This window comes from Moheibacter stercoris (assembly GCF_040545805.1).
GTDB classification, from domain to species: domain Bacteria; phylum Bacteroidota; class Bacteroidia; order Flavobacteriales; family Weeksellaceae; genus Moheibacter; species Moheibacter stercoris.
In genome coordinates this window covers 350,746-367,198 of record NZ_JBEPMO010000001.1, presented here as the reverse complement: position 1 = coordinate 367,198, position 16,453 = coordinate 350,746, and the positions used below count along the sequence as shown (strand labels likewise).

General features: G+C 35.3%; 10 protein-coding genes. 8 read left to right on the top strand and 2 right to left on the bottom strand.

The features are described from left to right. Nucleotides 1-212 precede the first annotated feature (212 nt). The 3 genes from ABID46_RS01590 (at nucleotide 213) to ABID46_RS01580 (ending at nucleotide 5,890) form a co-directional block, all read left to right on the top strand. Nucleotides 213-2,543, top strand: coding sequence for a T9SS type A sorting domain-containing protein (locus tag ABID46_RS01590; RefSeq protein ID WP_354506201.1), 2,331 nt, complete (start codon nucleotides 213-215; stop codon nucleotides 2,541-2,543). A gap of 47 nt (nucleotides 2,544-2,590) precedes the next feature. Continuing rightward, nucleotides 2,591-4,072 carry a T9SS type A sorting domain-containing protein gene (locus ABID46_RS01585; RefSeq protein WP_354506198.1) on the top strand — a complete coding sequence of 494 codons (1,482 nt, stop codon included), beginning with the start codon at nucleotides 2,591-2,593 and terminating at the stop codon, nucleotides 4,070-4,072. 219 nt (nucleotides 4,073-4,291) lie between these two features. Next, nucleotides 4,292-5,890: a tetratricopeptide repeat protein gene (locus ABID46_RS01580; RefSeq protein WP_354506195.1), complete on the top strand. Its 1,599-nt coding sequence runs from the start codon at nucleotides 4,292-4,294 to the stop codon at nucleotides 5,888-5,890. 2 nt (nucleotides 5,891-5,892) lie between these two features. On the opposite strand, the gene ABID46_RS01575 is transcribed toward ABID46_RS01580, so the two are convergent. Next, nucleotides 5,893-6,684 carry a DUF2797 domain-containing protein gene (locus tag ABID46_RS01575; RefSeq protein WP_354506192.1) on the bottom strand — a complete coding sequence of 264 codons (792 nt, stop codon included), beginning with the start codon at nucleotides 6,682-6,684 and terminating at the stop codon, nucleotides 5,893-5,895. 35 nt (nucleotides 6,685-6,719) lie between these two features. Between ABID46_RS01575 and ABID46_RS01570 the strand changes: the two genes are divergently transcribed. The 5 genes from ABID46_RS01570 (at nucleotide 6,720) to ABID46_RS01550 (ending at nucleotide 14,952) form a co-directional block, all read left to right on the top strand. Beyond that, nucleotides 6,720-8,237, top strand: a complete 1,518-nt coding sequence (locus ABID46_RS01570) for a GH3 auxin-responsive promoter family protein (protein ID WP_354506189.1) — start codon at nucleotides 6,720-6,722, stop codon at nucleotides 8,235-8,237. Nucleotides 8,238-8,539: 302 nt separating this feature from the next. Next, entirely contained in the window at nucleotides 8,540-11,719 is a 3,180-nt protein-coding gene (locus tag ABID46_RS01565) for a T9SS type A sorting domain-containing protein (RefSeq protein ID WP_354506186.1), read from the top strand. Nucleotides 11,720-11,887: 168 nt separating this feature from the next. Next, the gene (locus ABID46_RS01560) at nucleotides 11,888-12,952 is read left to right on the top strand and encodes an NAD(P)/FAD-dependent oxidoreductase (RefSeq protein WP_354506183.1); all 1,065 of its coding nucleotides are present in this window, start codon (nucleotides 11,888-11,890) and stop codon (nucleotides 12,950-12,952) included. Next, nucleotides 12,945-13,286: a DUF6122 family protein gene (locus ABID46_RS01555; protein WP_354506180.1), complete on the top strand. Its 342-nt coding sequence runs from the start codon at nucleotides 12,945-12,947 to the stop codon at nucleotides 13,284-13,286. The genes ABID46_RS01560 and ABID46_RS01555 overlap by 8 nt, the downstream gene beginning before the upstream one ends. A gap of 205 nt (nucleotides 13,287-13,491) precedes the next feature. After that, nucleotides 13,492-14,952: a tetratricopeptide repeat protein gene (locus tag ABID46_RS01550; protein WP_354506177.1), complete on the top strand. Its 1,461-nt coding sequence runs from the start codon at nucleotides 13,492-13,494 to the stop codon at nucleotides 14,950-14,952. A gap of 96 nt (nucleotides 14,953-15,048) precedes the next feature. Here ABID46_RS01550 and ABID46_RS01545 read toward each other — a convergent pair whose 3' ends face one another. Next, nucleotides 15,049-16,452, bottom strand: coding sequence for a RagB/SusD family nutrient uptake outer membrane protein (locus ABID46_RS01545; protein WP_354506174.1), 1,404 nt, complete (start codon nucleotides 16,450-16,452; stop codon nucleotides 15,049-15,051). Nucleotide 16,453 lies beyond the last annotated feature (1 nt).

The window sequence follows — 16,453 nt, the reverse complement described above, 5'->3', positions numbered from 1 at the left end:
AAATATTTCATTTTTAAGGAATCCATTTTTGTAAAATCCAAAGCATCCAATGTTGTTTTAACTATAACTCTCAAATATACCACCTAAAACCACTCGCTCAAATTGCTGCAAATCACTCACTTAAGAAGATGTCACGCTAAATCCCTAGAGCAAGGAACAAAATTTTCTCAAAACCATAGAAATTGCATCAAACAATAATTTAAAAAATTCTGATGCAAAAAATAATTGGATTTCTTTCGTTTGTATTCTTCACCAGTTTCATGATGTTTGGCCAAATTGAAACCCTTGGTTCCAAAGAATACGGCAGAATTCTCGACATAACTTATCATCCAACCCTTGAAAACAAACTTTATGCTTTAACTCAAGGAAATCATATTCTCACATCTTCTGACAATGGAGAAACTTGGGAGGTTTTATATGCTCATCCAGAAGGACAATTGGAAAATTTAAAATTCTTAGAAACGGAAAATTCCTTGAGCTTTTCTTCTAAAAATTCACCCAATTCCTTTGGAGAATTTTCTCTCAATTATGGAGTGCATATATTCAACTTGCACTCTTTATCAGTAATCAAAACATTTCAAGTTCCTAATCAAGAAGGAGCAGATAGAGAATCCATTAAATCCTATGCAATTTGGGAAAGCAATCCAGACGTTGCCTTAATCGCTCAAGAATATCGAATTGAATTTTTCAACTATTCAAAAGTATATTATACAACAGATGGTGGCCAAAACTGGACCGAAGTTTATTATTCAAACGATAACAACGATTATTTCCCAGAAAATCTAGCCATCAGCCCAGATGATGCGGAAAAATTGTTCATCGCAAGAGGGATTAGTTATGCGGAATCTGCTGGTGGATTGTTAATTTCAACAGACGCAGGCCAAACATGGACCGAAAAATTAAGTGGAATCTGTTTTTCGCCTATAAGCTTTCATCCAGAAAATCCATCAGAAATTTGGATTGGATCTGGGATTGGGTATGGAAACGATCATACTCAAGGGCTTTATAAATCACTAGACGGCGGAGAAACCTGGAATCTAGTTTCCATTCCTTGGACATCTTATATGAGCGACAACATTCGAGTTATTGCCTTTCACCCTAGCAATGCTGACTTAATGATGGTATTGGAAGAAAATGAAATAGCAAAATCCCAAGATGGAGGTTTAACTTGGAATTTATACACGCATCCTGAAACCGATATGTCGATTGAAGGATATTATGATGGACGAAATCTTTCGTTTAATCCATTCAACGAACAAGAGGTTTTTGTGAACTCCAGTTTTTATCCGTTATTTTCTTCTGATGGCGGAGTGGAATTCGAACGAATCAAGAATCCATTTCATCGTGAATTTGGCAATCTGCATCATTTTTATACCAATGGCTTGGAACATTTATACTTCGGAGTTCAAAATGGATTTGTTCATCTTAATGCTCAAAATTCGGAAGAAAATTCAGTAGGCGTTGTACCCATTAATTCTAATTCCTATTCTCCCAATGTAATGCTCAACATTGATGAAAAAACAGAAGGAAGGATTTTCATTTATTTTCCCAATGCTTCCCTTTCTATGAGCAATGATCATGGCATAACCCAAACTCCCATTTATCAACCAATGAATATGGATCAAATCAATTCATTGACAGTTGATCCAACTAATTCTCATATCATTTATGCTAGTTCTAGTATGATGGGAAATATGACAGAATTAATAAAATTGGATGTACATGATTTCAATTCAATTCAAACCGAAATCCTTTCGACACCACAAGAAAGTGGTACAATCAATACCATTCATGTAGATCCTAGCAATTCCCAAAACATACTGATTACACAAGGAAGCAAAGTTTTTAAATCGACAAATTATGGACAAGTTTGGTTGAACGCTAGTGTTGGTTTAGAAATTCTGGATGCAACTACCGATCAAATCTTCCGACTAATTCAAAATACAACAGAACCCAACCGTTTTGTTCTCGCTACTTCAAAAGGGATCTTTCTTTCAACAGATCAGGGATTATCTTGGGAGCAACTTACCGATGAATTTACTGTAAATGCATTGGCAAAAGACGAAATCCTAGTTTCCATTACGTCTGAATCTGATGGGAAAAATTTTCAAATTAAGTATTCAGCTGATCAGGGAAATACTTGGAATGTATTTTCGCTAGGAATCGATGCTCCTATTCATTTGTCTAGTATTATGAAATCTACTGATTTTTATTTGGACGAGGATAACCTAAGAATTTTTGTGGGAACCATGGATTTGGGAGTTCTGAAAATAACCTTAGACCTTCTGAATTTAAACCTAATCGATTCTGAAATTTTACCAAGTCAGAATTTAATAATATATCCTAATCCAACCAAAGGAATTGTCAACATTGAAAGCAAAATTCAAACTGAATCGGTAGAAATTTATTCTCAAACTGGACAGAAAATACGCACTGAAAATTCGTCTAAAATTTCTGTCGAAGATTTGCCAAAAGGCGTTTATTTTCTAAAAATCCATCTTCAAAATGGGGATACGAAAACCCAGAAGATCATTAAAAACTAACGAAAGTCTTTTCCCATTGCAGCAACTTAACTTCAAATACATACACTATGATGAAAAAATTACAATTGAATTCAATAGGGCTCATGCTAGTCATTTTGACCTCATTATCAACCCAATCAAAGGCTCAATATGAAGTCCAACAAAAATTAGTTGGCGATCGCGAACAACGAGCTGAATTTGGAACCTCAACTTCCATGAATTCTCAGTATTTGGCAGTTGGCGCTTCTCGAGAAAATATTGCCACAGGAGCTGTTTATGTTTACCAGAAAAACCAGAATGAAACTTGGGAATTTCATCAGAAAATTCAAGCGGAAGATGGGCATGAAATGGCAGAATTTGGAGGCGCTATGAAAATGGGTGATAATTTCCTTGCTATTGCTTCAGGTCGAGCAGACATTGGAGATGCGCTTCGCGCCGGTGCTATTTATTTGTATGATCTAACAGATGGAAGTTTTGTATTCAATTCAAAACTTGTAGCTTCCGACTACAGCGACGATAGTTTGCTCGGAGCCAACCCTACATGCATAGACATCAGCGGAAATACCCTTGTGGCCGGTGCGCCTGGAACAAACGATTGGGCAGGAGCGGTATATGTGTTCCAAAAAATCAATGAAAACTGGACAGAAGTTCAAAAAGTTACCGCACCAGAACCCATTGAATATTCGAATTTCGGAATTGGTGTAAGCATTTCAGGTAACACCTTAATTGTCGGTGCAAGTGGTGAAAACAATGGAAAAGGTGCAGTTTATGTTTATGAAAAAAACGCAAATGGTTTTTGGGAGTTTCAGCAAAAACTCGAATCCTCCACTCCTCAAACCAATAGTTATTTCGGGAATTCACTTCACATTCATGAAAATCAATTTGTTGTGGGTGCCTATGCAGAAGGAAATCCTGGAACTGACTACGCTTCTGCGTACGTTTTCCAAAAGAATGGAGAAACCTGGGAAGAAACGCAAAGACTGGTTGGAGAATCATCCAGTGAAGACAGTTTTTATGGCTGGATGACCCAAATCTCTGAAAATCATCTATGGATTTCAGCGCCCCATTTCTTTGGACAAGAGGCTGGGAAAGTTTACCACTACACGAAATCTTCTGAGGGAATTTGGAATTTGGCAGAACTTATTCAACCCAATGAATCTATGGAGGAAGATGCATTTGGATGGAGTTTTCAAGCTTTCGGCGAAACTCTAGCAGTTGGCGCAACAAGAGATGATTTTGACGAAAACCAAGAAAATGAATTGATGGATGCTGGATCTGTTTTTATTTTCTACCATAACAATTTATCCAATTTGGAATCTCAACCCACTGAAGTTTCTGTGAAAATTTACCCCAATCCTGCACAAGATTATCTTTTTATTCAATCTGATGAACCGATTCAATCTGTGAAAGTTTATGATTCTATGGGAAAATTAATGTTCGAAAGTTCAAAAAATCAAATTGAAATTTCTCAATTGCCAAAAGGGATATATTTCTTAAAAATTCTAACGAAATCTCAAAACACATCAACACATAGAATCATAAAACACTAGCTTATCAATTTTGATAAGAAAGTTGGTTAGGGGCAGGTCGAACTTTTGTTCGACTTTTTTTTGAATTATATTTTTATTTTGAATCAATAGAAATTCGGATATTGATTTGTAAATAAGGGGCTAATCCATTTAAATTTGGAATTATCGTATATTCGCTCAAATTTGAAATCCCTCTATCTTCATACATTATTTTGTTTTGTTTTCCTCACCTACACTACTTTGCTTCAAAGTCAGACTAGGGAAGAAACCATGGATGTTTTGCATCAAGGTATTGAAGAATTACACAAAAAAAATCATGAAAAATCATTGGAACTTTTGACGCAAGTCAAAAAAATTGCCAAAACCAACGATTGGTACCATGAACTATTTTTATCCTACAACAACATTGGTCTCAATTATTATATGATGTTGGATTATGGAGAAGCGCTCAACCAATTTTTAATTGCCCATAAAATATCCATCGAACATCTAGAGCCCAAAGATGAAATCATCGTTCTCAACAGCATTGCCATTTTATACTATAAAGAAAAAGAGTATAAATCTGCAGAGTCCTATTTTACCAAATCTTATGATATTGCAGTTAAACACAATAGCAAAAAAAACATCCATCTATTTGCGGCCAATGTTGCTTCCATTGCAGCGGCAACCGAAGACATTGAAAAAGCTGAAAAATATCTTGAAATAGCCTTTGAGCATTTACAAGAACCAGAAATAAATTATTATATCGCCCAAACAATTCAAGCCAAAATCTTCTCCCTTAAAAAGCAAAACAAAAAAGCAATTGAATTGTGCTTACAAGAATTACCAAAACTTACCAATCCCGAACATCAGCCTGCAAAAATTGGATTTCTTATGCTTTTGGCTGAAAACTATTTAGAAGAAAAACAATATAAAAAGGCCATCTATTACGCCGAGTTGGTTGGCAAAGATCAATACGCCAGCATGATTGAAAAACTTCGATCTTATCAATTACTGTCCGATATCTACGCCAATTCCAATGAATTAGAAAAAGCACTTCAGTACAAAGATTCAATGTTTCTTGCAAAAGACAGTATTCAACAAATCAAAAATGGCCAAGTATATGAAAATAGTCGAATCAAATTTGAACTCCAGAACAAAGAACATGAATTGGCCGTCAGTCAGGAAAAATTTCAAAGAGAACGCAAGATTTTCATTGGTGCTTTGATTGCTTCTCTGATTTTATTATTGTCGATTATTATAGCCATTTTCAACTATTTGGCTCGATTGAAACAGCGAAAAATCATTGATTTAAACAATCAAAAGATTATGGAATTGGAGTTGGAAAAAGAACGAAATCAAAAAATTCTTTTGGCCAAAGAACTCGAAGAACAAAACACAAAGTCCCTTTTGGAAAAGGAAAAGTTGAAAAATGAATTGGAAACCAAAAACAGGAAATTAACCGCCAAAGCACTTTCTCTATCGGCTCGAAATGAATTGATCGAAGATGTTTTAAAACAACTTAGCCATTCCTCTGAAGTCGCCAAAAACACTCATTTGAAAAAACAGTTCAATGATCTAAAAAAACATATGAAAAATGAAACGGAATGGGACGAGTTTTTCACCCATTTCGAAGAGGTCAATCAAGGATTTCTGAAAAATTTGAAAGATAAGCATCCCGATCTCAATGCCAATGATCTTCGTTTTGTCTCCTATTTATACATGAATTTGACAACCAAAGAAATTGCTTCCTTGCTCAACATTACCATCGATGCTTGCCGAAAACGAAAAGAAAGAATTTCCAAAAAATTAAACCTTGACGAAAACGCCGAACTTTTTGACTATATCACATCTTTTTAGGGTTAAATGCTCAATTGAACATAAAATCCTTCATGGCCTCGTACATTCCAAACGGTGCCATCGTCAAAAAGCAAATATTGCCCTTTGATGCCTGATAAAGTGCCTTCAAACCTACCTTCCTTTTTTAAATTCAAGGATTTCACTTTGGTTGGATACTGCATAACCGGATAATGAAATTCGTAAATTGTATTGTCATCCAAGTAAAATTTGGATTCTTCTTCAGGCAAATAAACTTTGAACAAATCCTTTTGATGAACCAGATCAACCTCTGCCTTTTCGGTTTTCAACATGCGTTGGTAATTCGTTTTGTCAGACGTGACATTTTTCAACGCCACCTCAATCATTCCCGCTTCGTATCGGTTTTCTGTTCTTGCGAGAATAATTGCCGCATTGGCGCCTTGATCGATCCAACGAGTAGGAATTTGCGTTGCACGAGTTACCCCAACTTTCAAATCGGGCGAAACTGCCAAATACACAATATGCGGTTGTAATTCAAATTTTTTCTCCCACTCCAAGTCTCGAACTTGAATTCCTAAATGCGCTTTGGATAATTCAGGACGAATGATGCTTTCATTGGCTTGAGGAAGTGTAAAAAAACAATTTTGGCAATAACCCATTCGGTAAATTTCCTTGTTCAATCCACAACCCAAACATTCATAATGATCATGTACAAGAGTTAATTTCTTTCCAAGTTGCTGATTTAAATCGATATAATCGTCTTTAAGATTTAGGTAATAACGAATTGGATTGCCATTTTCTGCAATCATCTTACGAATCTGTCCCTCAAAAATCATTGTTTTCCTTAAATTTGTGATAAAAGTACGAAAATATGCCGGCACAAGGATTGGTGAACAAAGTCATGGGGCTTTTAATGAGCAGTAGAATGCGCCAAATTGAGAATTTCATTAAGAACCCAATTGAGACCCAAGAAAACATTTTGTTTAAGAATTTATCCATTGCTCGAAATACGGAGTATGGAGATTTATACGGGTTTAAATCCATTGGCACTTATGAAGATTTCAAGTCCAATTTACCCCTTGTGAAGTACGAAGATTTTGAACCTTTTATTGAAAAAGCAAGAAAAGGGGAAAAAGACGTCAGCTGGAAAGGAAAAATAAAATGGTTTGCAAAATCTTCTGGAACCACCAATGCCAAAAGTAAATTTATTCCCATCAGTCAAGAATCCTTGGATGAATGTCATTATGCGGCAGGAAAAATGATGTTTGCCATTTACTTGAACAACCATCCTGACACCGAAATTTTCAAAAATAAAAACCTTCGATTGGGAGGAAGTTCCGAAATCTACCAGAAATACGATACGCTTTTTGGTGATTTGTCTGCTATTTTGATTGACAACCTTCCCTTCTACGCCGAATTACGCAATACGCCCAACAAGCAAATTTCCTTGATGAGCGAATGGGAAACCAAAATGAAAGCAATTTCCAATGCCGTAATCACAGAAGATATCGGTTGTTTAACAGGAGTTCCTTCTTGGATGTTGGTTTTGCTCAACAATGTGTTGACCGAAACAGGAAAAGGAAAGTTAGATGAAGTTTGGCCTATGTTAGAAGTCTTTTTTCATGGAGGAATTAGTTTCAAACCCTATGAAGAAAATTACCGAAACCTTACCCACAAAAAACTAAACTTCTACGAATTGTATAATGCATCGGAAGGATTTTTCGGAATCCAAGATCGAAGTGATTCCAAAGACATGTTGTTGTTGTTAGACAATGGAATTTTTTATGAATTCATTCCGATGGAGGAAATCGATTCGGACAATCCCAAAGTTATCGCATTAGAAGATGTAGAAATCGGAAAAAATTATGCAATTGTCATTACCACCAATGGTGGATTGTGGCGTTACATCATTGGAGATACCGTGAAATTCACATCCAAAGATCCGTTTAGAATAATTGTTTCTGGACGAACCAAACATTATATCAATGCATTTGGTGAAGAATTGATTATTGAAAATGCAGAAGAAGCCCTGAAAAGAACTTGTGCCAAAACGGGTGCTATTATCAAAGAATTTACGGCTGCTCCTATTTATATGGAAGGAAATGCAAAGGGTGCGCATGAGTGGATCATCGAATTTGAGAAAATGCCAGAAAGCATCGATGGTTTTGCTCAATTATTGGATGAAACCTTACAGGAACTCAATTCTGACTATGAGGCAAAGCGCTACAAAAACATCACTTTAAATCCATTAAAACTGAATGTTGCCAAACCCAATTTATTTTTTGATTGGATGAAGTCCAGAGGAAAACTTGGCGGACAAAACAAAGTTCCAAGATTGGCCAATTCAAGAGAATTTATAGATCCATTATTGGAAATGAACAAATCTTAATTCCAAAAATCCTTCGAATTTTAAATTTGAGAATTCTTAGTTTGAATTTATTTCAATTGAATTCGAACGAACTTTTCGTATGCCCAAATTTTCACTCAAATGGAGGTAAAATTGAATCTGAAACAAATAAATTCTAAGAATTGAAGTCCAGAATGTGGACATTATTCAGAAAAAGCCATTTTACAAAAAGTTGATTTTCAATCATGTGACAAATTAAAAGCCGAAATACTAATGGAAAAAGCATGACATACTATGTTAAAGGTATAGATGCATTTAGTTTTGGCAAAAATTAACAAGAACACATGAAAAAAATAATTTTTACATTTTTCTTGCTGTTTAACATTTTGAATGTTTATTCACAGCAAACCAGTTCACAGACCTTAAGTCTCCAGGAATTGGTTAATAAATTCGAAAACCATGAGAATAGAAGGGGTAGTATTTTGAACTACTTTACAATTGATGAAGTGAATCAATTGAGAAATTACTATGCTGTTCAAAACTCCATGAATGTTCAATTAGGAGGATTTGACTACGGAACTGATGGGATTGATATTGACCCTATCACTAGAGCGGTAGGAAATGAAGGAATGTATGCAATATTATACAAATTTGACATTACCAATCCTTCTTTTTTAAATGTAATTGGAGATGGTCATTTTTTTGAGTATGCAGGTGCATTAAAACCTGAAAATAAAAATGAAGCATATACTTTAAGAGATGATGGTTCTTTTTATTCATTGGATATTCCGACTGGAACTTATACTTTTTTAGGAAACATCAATACGTTTGATATTATAGTAGCAATGGCTTTCAATCCTGTTGATGGAAAATTATATGGGATTTCCGATACTACATTATATTTATTAGATCCAATTAATCTTACCTACGAGCTAATTGGCTCCTTAAATACGTTGGGTTATTATGCTCTTGGATTGGCCATTACAGGGGATGGAAATGCCTATACTTTTGATGGAAACGAAGATAGATTATATTCCATTGATTTAACAACAGGTAATTCTACTCCTATTGGGTACATTGGTTTTGATGCGTATTATCAACAAGCTATTGCTTGGGATCCTCAAACGAACCAAGTCTACATGGCTGCGTTCAATGTGGGTAATATCTCATCAGAATTTAGATCTGTGAATCTAGAAACGGGTATGTCTACATTAATTGGTCAAATTGGTGCATCTGTATTGGATTTTTATTGGATCGATTTTTTCTCTGAAGAACCATCATTGTATGCAAGCTGTGATTTATCAGCAGAAACAACCAATGGACCTACTTTCAATCGACCAACTGAAGATGGTACAGCATTGGATGAAAACGGAGAAAATGTATTTTTAAACATATATGGTTATTTCCACGTAAGTGAGACAGGAACCTATACCCTTACATCAACACAAGATGGATGGGATGGAATGATTTTCTTGTATGAAAATAATTTTAGTCGAAATGCTCCATTGGTTAATTTTGTTGCTGGAAATGATAATTTTGGTGGGGTAGGAACTTCACAAATTACCACTCAATTAGAAGCCGGGACGTTATATTACCTTGTTACGACGGGTGTTGATGCAGAAGAATATGGACATTTCGAAAACCAAATTTCAGGTCCTGGATATATTTATTGTAACGATGGTGCTCCTGAATTAGGATGTGAATGGACGGTTTCTGTAATTGGACATACCTATGGTCATTACATTTCATGGAAATTAAGCGCTGGAGATGAGTTATTATTATCAGGTGGACATTATACCACCGATGGTTTCGATGATATAAAACACATCACCGCACCTGGTCCTTTAACGTTTGAAATTAAATCTGAAGATTTGACAGAAATGGGTGGTAGTGCGCATTATATAATTTCTAACGGAGACCAAATCGTAGCTTCAGGGCAAATTGTTCGAGGAGAAGAAAAAATCACCACCAATTTAAATTGTACGGTATTAACAGATGGGTGTTTAACAGCTCCTTTGGGACAGTTCCCTACTAGTCCTGTTACGCCTACATGTGGAGATGGTCCAGAAGCCATTACAACCAATGCTAGAACAGGAGAGTATAGCATAATTAACTTAACACAAGAAACACTTTATAAATTTTCTAGCTCTGTAGAAACAGACTTTATTACCATTGCTGACGAAACCGGAACTGTAGCATACGTTGCAGGAACGGGAGAAGTTAGTTTTTCACCTCTTACAACAGGCGCTTATCGCTTTTATTTACATTTAAATGATGAATGTGATTATTCCGAAACTGGAAATAGAACAAAATTTGTTGAATGTGCTTTACCTATTGGACCACCGGCAAATGATGAATGCGAAAATGCAATCCCTGTAAGTTGTGGTGATGTAGCAACGGGTTCCATCTTTTTTGCTACTGATTCTGGAGGTTCTACAACTTCAAGAGATGTGTTCTATAAATTTACAGGAAATGGAGAACCTGAAATTGTAACTTTATCTTTATGTAATTCTAATTTTGATTCTTATTTAAGTGTTTACTCTGATTGTACATTAAACAATAGAATTATGTACAATGATGATTCTTGTGGACAAGCATCAAAATTAACTTTCTATTCCGATGGTGTTTCAACTTACTATATCCTAATTGAAGGCTATACAGACGTTTGGCTAGGTTCTTATGCCTTAGAAGTTACATGTGAGAGTGTAGAAGATGATTATGATCCATGCGCATTAGATCTAAATGGAGATTTGAGAACAGGCATGACAATATCTGATACTCAATATGGAAATCATAGAGCGGCAAATGACTTTAACGTTTTGGCCAATACGCAATATGAAATGGAAAAAATCAACATCCTTGTTTATACAACAAGTGCAGAACCAACCAAATTTGATATAAGCTTCCATGAAGGTGAAAATGGAGTTGGTGCTCAATTCGGAGAAACAATTGAAAGCATTTCTCCTTCTTCAATTCAACAAGTTGGTTTATTTAATTTTCAAAATTACCCTGTCTATGAAGTGGAATTTACTTTACCCAACACAATTATTTTCCCAGCTACACCAAACGCCGATAAAAGATATTGGATTGCTTTAAAAGCACATGCAATTCCAAATAATGGATCTGTAAATTGGGCAGCATTTGTGAAATATTCTCCTAATACATTACCTGCTTGGAAATCTGAAAATGATGGAAGCTATTGGTATGAATACGAATATGGTCCAGATTTAAGATTAGAAGGGTTTATGAGTTTAGAAGGTGAATGTGCCACTTTGGGAATGGATGATTTATCAAAAATTGATTTTGCTTACTATCCAAATCCAACCCATGATATAGTGAATATTGTTACACAAGATGATATTCTTTCGATTCAAGTTTACAATTTAGAAGGACGATTGGTTCAAGTAACTAAGAATACTTCTTCCAAAAAATTAAATATATCCAACCTACCAATTGGTACGTATCTAGTGAAAGTTCAATTAGAAGGTGGAAAAACGGAAATATTCAAGATTCTCAAAAAGTAATGTTTTACTCACTGTTAGTTAATGATGGCCCTGGTTATTGCAGGGCTTTTTTTATACTAATTTTCCTTAACATAGGATAGGTAGTTATTTTAACCTATCCAATAATAAGAAACCCTAATTAGTTCTTTGAACTTGAGATTGAATAATTTCAAATACCTTTATAGCTTCATGAAGAAGGTTGACTATATCATTGTTGGGCAAGGCGTAGCTGGAAGTTGTTTCGCTTTAAAATTACTTCAACAAAATAAATCATTTTTGGTTATCGATTCCCAGGAGCATATGGCGTCAAAAGTAGCGGTTGGCATTTACAATCCCGTTGTTTTGAAACGATTTGCCCTGATTTGGAAAGCCCAACAACAATTAGATCGTATGCATCAGTATTTCCGTGCGTTCGAAAGCTTATTAGGCGGTCAATATGTTCATGAAATTCCTACCTATCGAATTTTAAAAGATGATAATGAAATTCACGCTTGGAACCTAAAAGCCGAAAAGCCAGAACTTTCTAAATTTCTAGATACGACGATCAGGCAAGATGCTCCAGAAAAAATACATGCACCAAAAGGATTTGCAGAAGTTAAACAAACCGGGAGAATCGACTTATCCACTTGTCTTCAAGATTTTCGCAATTTTTTGAAAGCGAATCAATTCATTTTAGAAGAAAAATTTGATTACCATCAAATCGTAATCGAGGAGAATCATGTACTTTACCAAGATATTCAAGCAGATAAACTCGTTTTTTGTGACGGATTTGGCATCAAGGAAAATCCTTATTTCAACTACTTACCCATCATTGGTGTAAAAGGAGAAGTACTCAAAATCAAAACAGAAACTTCAATTTCTGAAGGAATTTGGAAAGCTCATAATTTTTTATTGGAAATAGAACCAAGAATTTCCTTGACCGCGTCTACCTATGATCGAGATGACCTAAGCCCTGAACCGACCGAAAAAGGAAAACAAGAAATTCTTTCCTATTTAGGGGAAATCTATTCTGGAAAAGTGGAAGTTTTGGAGCATTGGGCAGGAATTAGGCCTACTGTACTAGATAGAAGACCTGTTATAGGTGCGCATCCAAAGGTTCCTCATATCTATTTATTCAATGGTATGGGCACAAGAGGAACTTTATTGGCTCCAGACATGACAGAGGAATTATTTGCCTTCATCGAAGAGAAACAAGCCTTGGACAAAGAAGCCGATTTGAATCGTTTTACCAAAAAGCATTTTCCAAATGACTGATCTTTCCTATTGGAGCATTTTCCAGTTTTTGGTTCATTATGGTTTGCATTTTTTAGCGCCTGGAATCATTGCGTACCTTTTCTATCGATCTAATTGGAAAAAAGCTTGGTTACTCTTAGTTTGTACAATGTTGGTTGATTTGGATCATTTGTTAGCCGATCCCATATTTGATCCTGGAAGATGTAGCATCAATTTTCACCTATTGCATTCCTACTGGGCAATGATCGTTTATGCATTCATGCTTTTTTTCTCCAAAACAAGAATTTTCGGAATTGGTTTACTTTTTCATATGTTGACCGATTTTATTGATTGTCAATTGAATCAATTAATATAATACTTCCCAACCATCAGGTGTAAAACCTTTCTATGAAATTCTATTATAAGAACTCAATTATAGGAAATCTAAATGTTAAGTTTTTCTAATATTGAAACAAATTTGATTGTTGGTATACAAATTGCAGGTAAAAAAAACCACTCAAAAATTAATATTTGTTAAATCAAATATTTTAAAGTGTTGATAATGTGTTGTAAGAATGAAATTGAGTAAATTATTTCTCGTTGTAGTTGTATGTTGGGGGTCACATACAAATCTACGAGCCGATATTGGGTTTATATTTCCCAATCAAAAAGGATACCCTGAAATTGATGGAATGATTGATGAGGCTGATAAGTTAGCCAGCCAAGAACAATACAATCAGGCACTTGTCTTGTTTGAAAATGCCATTGCCCAATCTTCTCAAAAAAAATATTCCAAAGGACTTACCAAAGGCTATGTAGGCGCTTCGGCCATTTTATTTAAGCAAAATAAATTGGAGCAAGCAACCCAACTTCTCATCAAAGCAAAAGATGAATCTTATGCCAAAGAATCGCCCGAAGATATGTCTGAAATTTACTTTGGCGAAGGAATCAATTTGCATGTTTTGGGTTTGCATGATCAAGCCATCAGACGCTACAAAGAATCGATTGCCATTTCCAAAAAAATCAGTGACGTAGACAAGCGCACCGACAATATGTATAAATCCTATATCAACATTGGAGATGCCTATCAATTAAAGAATCAAACGGATTCTGCCTTGTATTTTTACCAAGCAGCCTTTCATTCGCCAACCAAAGATTTGAACAATCGTTTCGTTAGTTCCATCAGTTTGGCCGATGTCCATATGGAGCAAAATAGAATGGATTCTGCCTTGTATTATTTGAAAAATTCGGAAGGGGTTTTACAAAAATTAGGAACCAAAAACACCGAAGCAACTTTTGATAAAATGCTGGCGAAGTATTATGAAAAAATAGGTCAAAACGATTCTGCGATTTATTATTACGAACGCTCTATTGCCCTCAAAAACCAGCTCAATCGACCAGAACCCGAATTGCTCAAAAAACTATCAGAAATCTACGGTAAAATTGGCGATGAAAATCGTTCTAACCAATATTTAGCTGATTATGTTGCGGTCGATGATAGCTTGAAAATTCTTCATCAAGACAATCTTCAAGTTCCTATTTTATTGGCAAAAAATGCTTCGAAAAAGAAACTAGAATCAGCCGAATCAAAATCCAATTTCTTGTTGATTATTCTAAGTATTTCCTTTATCCTTACGGGAATTTTTGTGTACTTGTACATCAAAAAACAAAAACGTAAAAACACCTACAGAAAAGAGGAAAATACCCAATTGAAACAAAAATTGAACACGGCTTTTGAAGAAGTAGCGGAATTAGCCCAAATGAATTCTCCTCACTTTTTATCGCGTTTCATTGAGGTTTATCCGGAATTTTACAATCAATTGGTTTCTAGTTTTCCAGATTTAACAACGGCTGATTTGAAACTTTGTGCCTTGATGAAATTGGATTATTCGACTAAAGAAATTGCAGAAATTACCTATAGTTCTATCCGAACCGTTCAAAATCGCAAATACAAATTGCGTAAAAAATTCAGTTTATCACCTGAAGAGAACTTGAATATTTGGATTCAAAACTTCCATCTTCAATCTTTGAATTTGGTTTAAAAATTTCAAAACATTTTCTACCATAAAAAAAGCCGCTCCCAAAAGGAAGCGGCTTTCAAGCATTTATTATTAATTAACTACTAGTATTGCTGTTTATTAATAGTTAGGGTTTTGAACCATCAATGAATTGGTGTTCGTTTCATTGAAAGGAATTGGGAATACTCTCATATGATTTGAGAATGGTAAATCACAATTCACTGTACAGTTTGCACTTTTGATGATTGGCAATTCGTAACGATTTAAATCGAAATATCTATGCCCTTCAAATGCCAACTCAATTCTTCTTTGTTCTAAGATTTCATCCAACAAAGCTTGACCAGAACCTGAGAAAGTATACTCTGGATTTCTGTAGGTTTGTACCCAATCAACCAATTCAGTCAATGCTGCTGCTTGGTTGGTATAATACATAGCTTCAATTTGGTTCAATTTAACCTCAGTTGCACGAATTACCACAACATCGTTATCAACTGGACCAAATTTCTTCACTGCATATGGCAATGGATTATCTGCAGATTGAATTACAGAATAAAGACCTTTTCTAGCATCACCTTCTTCAATTAGATTGTAGAAGTCAGTTGTTGCAGCAGTATCTTCATAAGTTCCTCCAATTGTCCAAGTAGCACTCAATGCATCGTTGGTATTTGGATTATCCAAAGCTGTAAAATCGATAGCAAATAAAGTTTCTGAACTTGCCAATGGATTTAAATAATAATTCTCCAATACAGTTGCGTCTGTTGTAGGTTCTCCTTCTACTTCAACAACTCCATTTAACAACTCGCTTCCAGCCAATGCCAAAGCAGCATAGTCTTGAGCTTTTTGGTAGTCTTTTTTGTACAAGAACACTCTTGACAAAATACCATAAACTGCTTTTTGAGTAATACGAGAGTTTTCTGCTCCTAAATTAGGTGCAGCTGTTTCCAATTCAGAAATAATTTCTGCGTATACTTCTTCTACAGTTTTACGAGCCAATGGAACATCTGTTTCCAATACAGTTGGAACTGGAATTCCTAAGTCTTGGTTGATTGTTCCATAAGGACGAGCGTAGTAGTTTACCAAGTTGAACAAAGTCAAGGCTCTTAAAGCTCTTGCTTCTGCAAAGTTTTGATCAACTGAACTTCCTGTAATATTTCCTTCAAAAGACAAAACAAAGTTTGCTCTTGCAATCGCACGGTATCCAATCGTCCACATATTGCTAATAGAACCACCTGTAGCTTGTGCGTGCGTATAACGGTAGAAATCTGTGAAACGGTTTGAGTTATCAAACATAACAAACCCATTGTCGGTCATGATTTCTTGTGCCGTGATGTAGTAGTTTCCGTATGCATAATTGCTTTGTAAAGCATCATATACACCAAAAACCGCTGTTTGCAACTGACCTTCGTTGGTGATCGCAGTTCCTACGTCACTTGTGTCAGTTGGCTCATATTCCATAAAATCGTCTTGACAAGAAGTCAATCCCAACAATCCGATGATACTTAAACTAAAAAATATTTTTTTCATT

Bases quoted from the DNA above. Each gene is read 5' to 3' on its own strand.
- ABID46_RS01590 (WP_354506201.1), top strand. From the start codon at position 213: ATGCAAAAAATAATTGGATTTCTTTCGTTTGTATTCTTCACCAGTTTC.
- ABID46_RS01585 (WP_354506198.1), top strand. From the start codon at position 2,591: ATGATGAAAAAATTACAATTGAATTCAATAGGGCTCATGCTAGTCATT.
- ABID46_RS01575 (WP_354506192.1), bottom strand. From the start codon at position 6,684: ATGATTTTTGAGGGACAGATTCGTAAGATGATTGCAGAAAATGGCAAT.
- ABID46_RS01570 (WP_354506189.1), top strand. From the start codon at position 6,720: ATGCCGGCACAAGGATTGGTGAACAAAGTCATGGGGCTTTTAATGAGC.
- ABID46_RS01565 (WP_354506186.1), top strand. From the start codon at position 8,540: ATGAAAAAAATAATTTTTACATTTTTCTTGCTGTTTAACATTTTGAAT.
- ABID46_RS01560 (WP_354506183.1), top strand. From the start codon at position 11,888: ATGAAGAAGGTTGACTATATCATTGTTGGGCAAGGCGTAGCTGGAAGT.
- ABID46_RS01555 (WP_354506180.1), top strand. From the start codon at position 12,945: ATGACTGATCTTTCCTATTGGAGCATTTTCCAGTTTTTGGTTCATTAT.
- ABID46_RS01545 (WP_354506174.1), bottom strand. From the start codon at position 16,452: ATGAAAAAAATATTTTTTAGTTTAAGTATCATCGGATTGTTGGGATTG.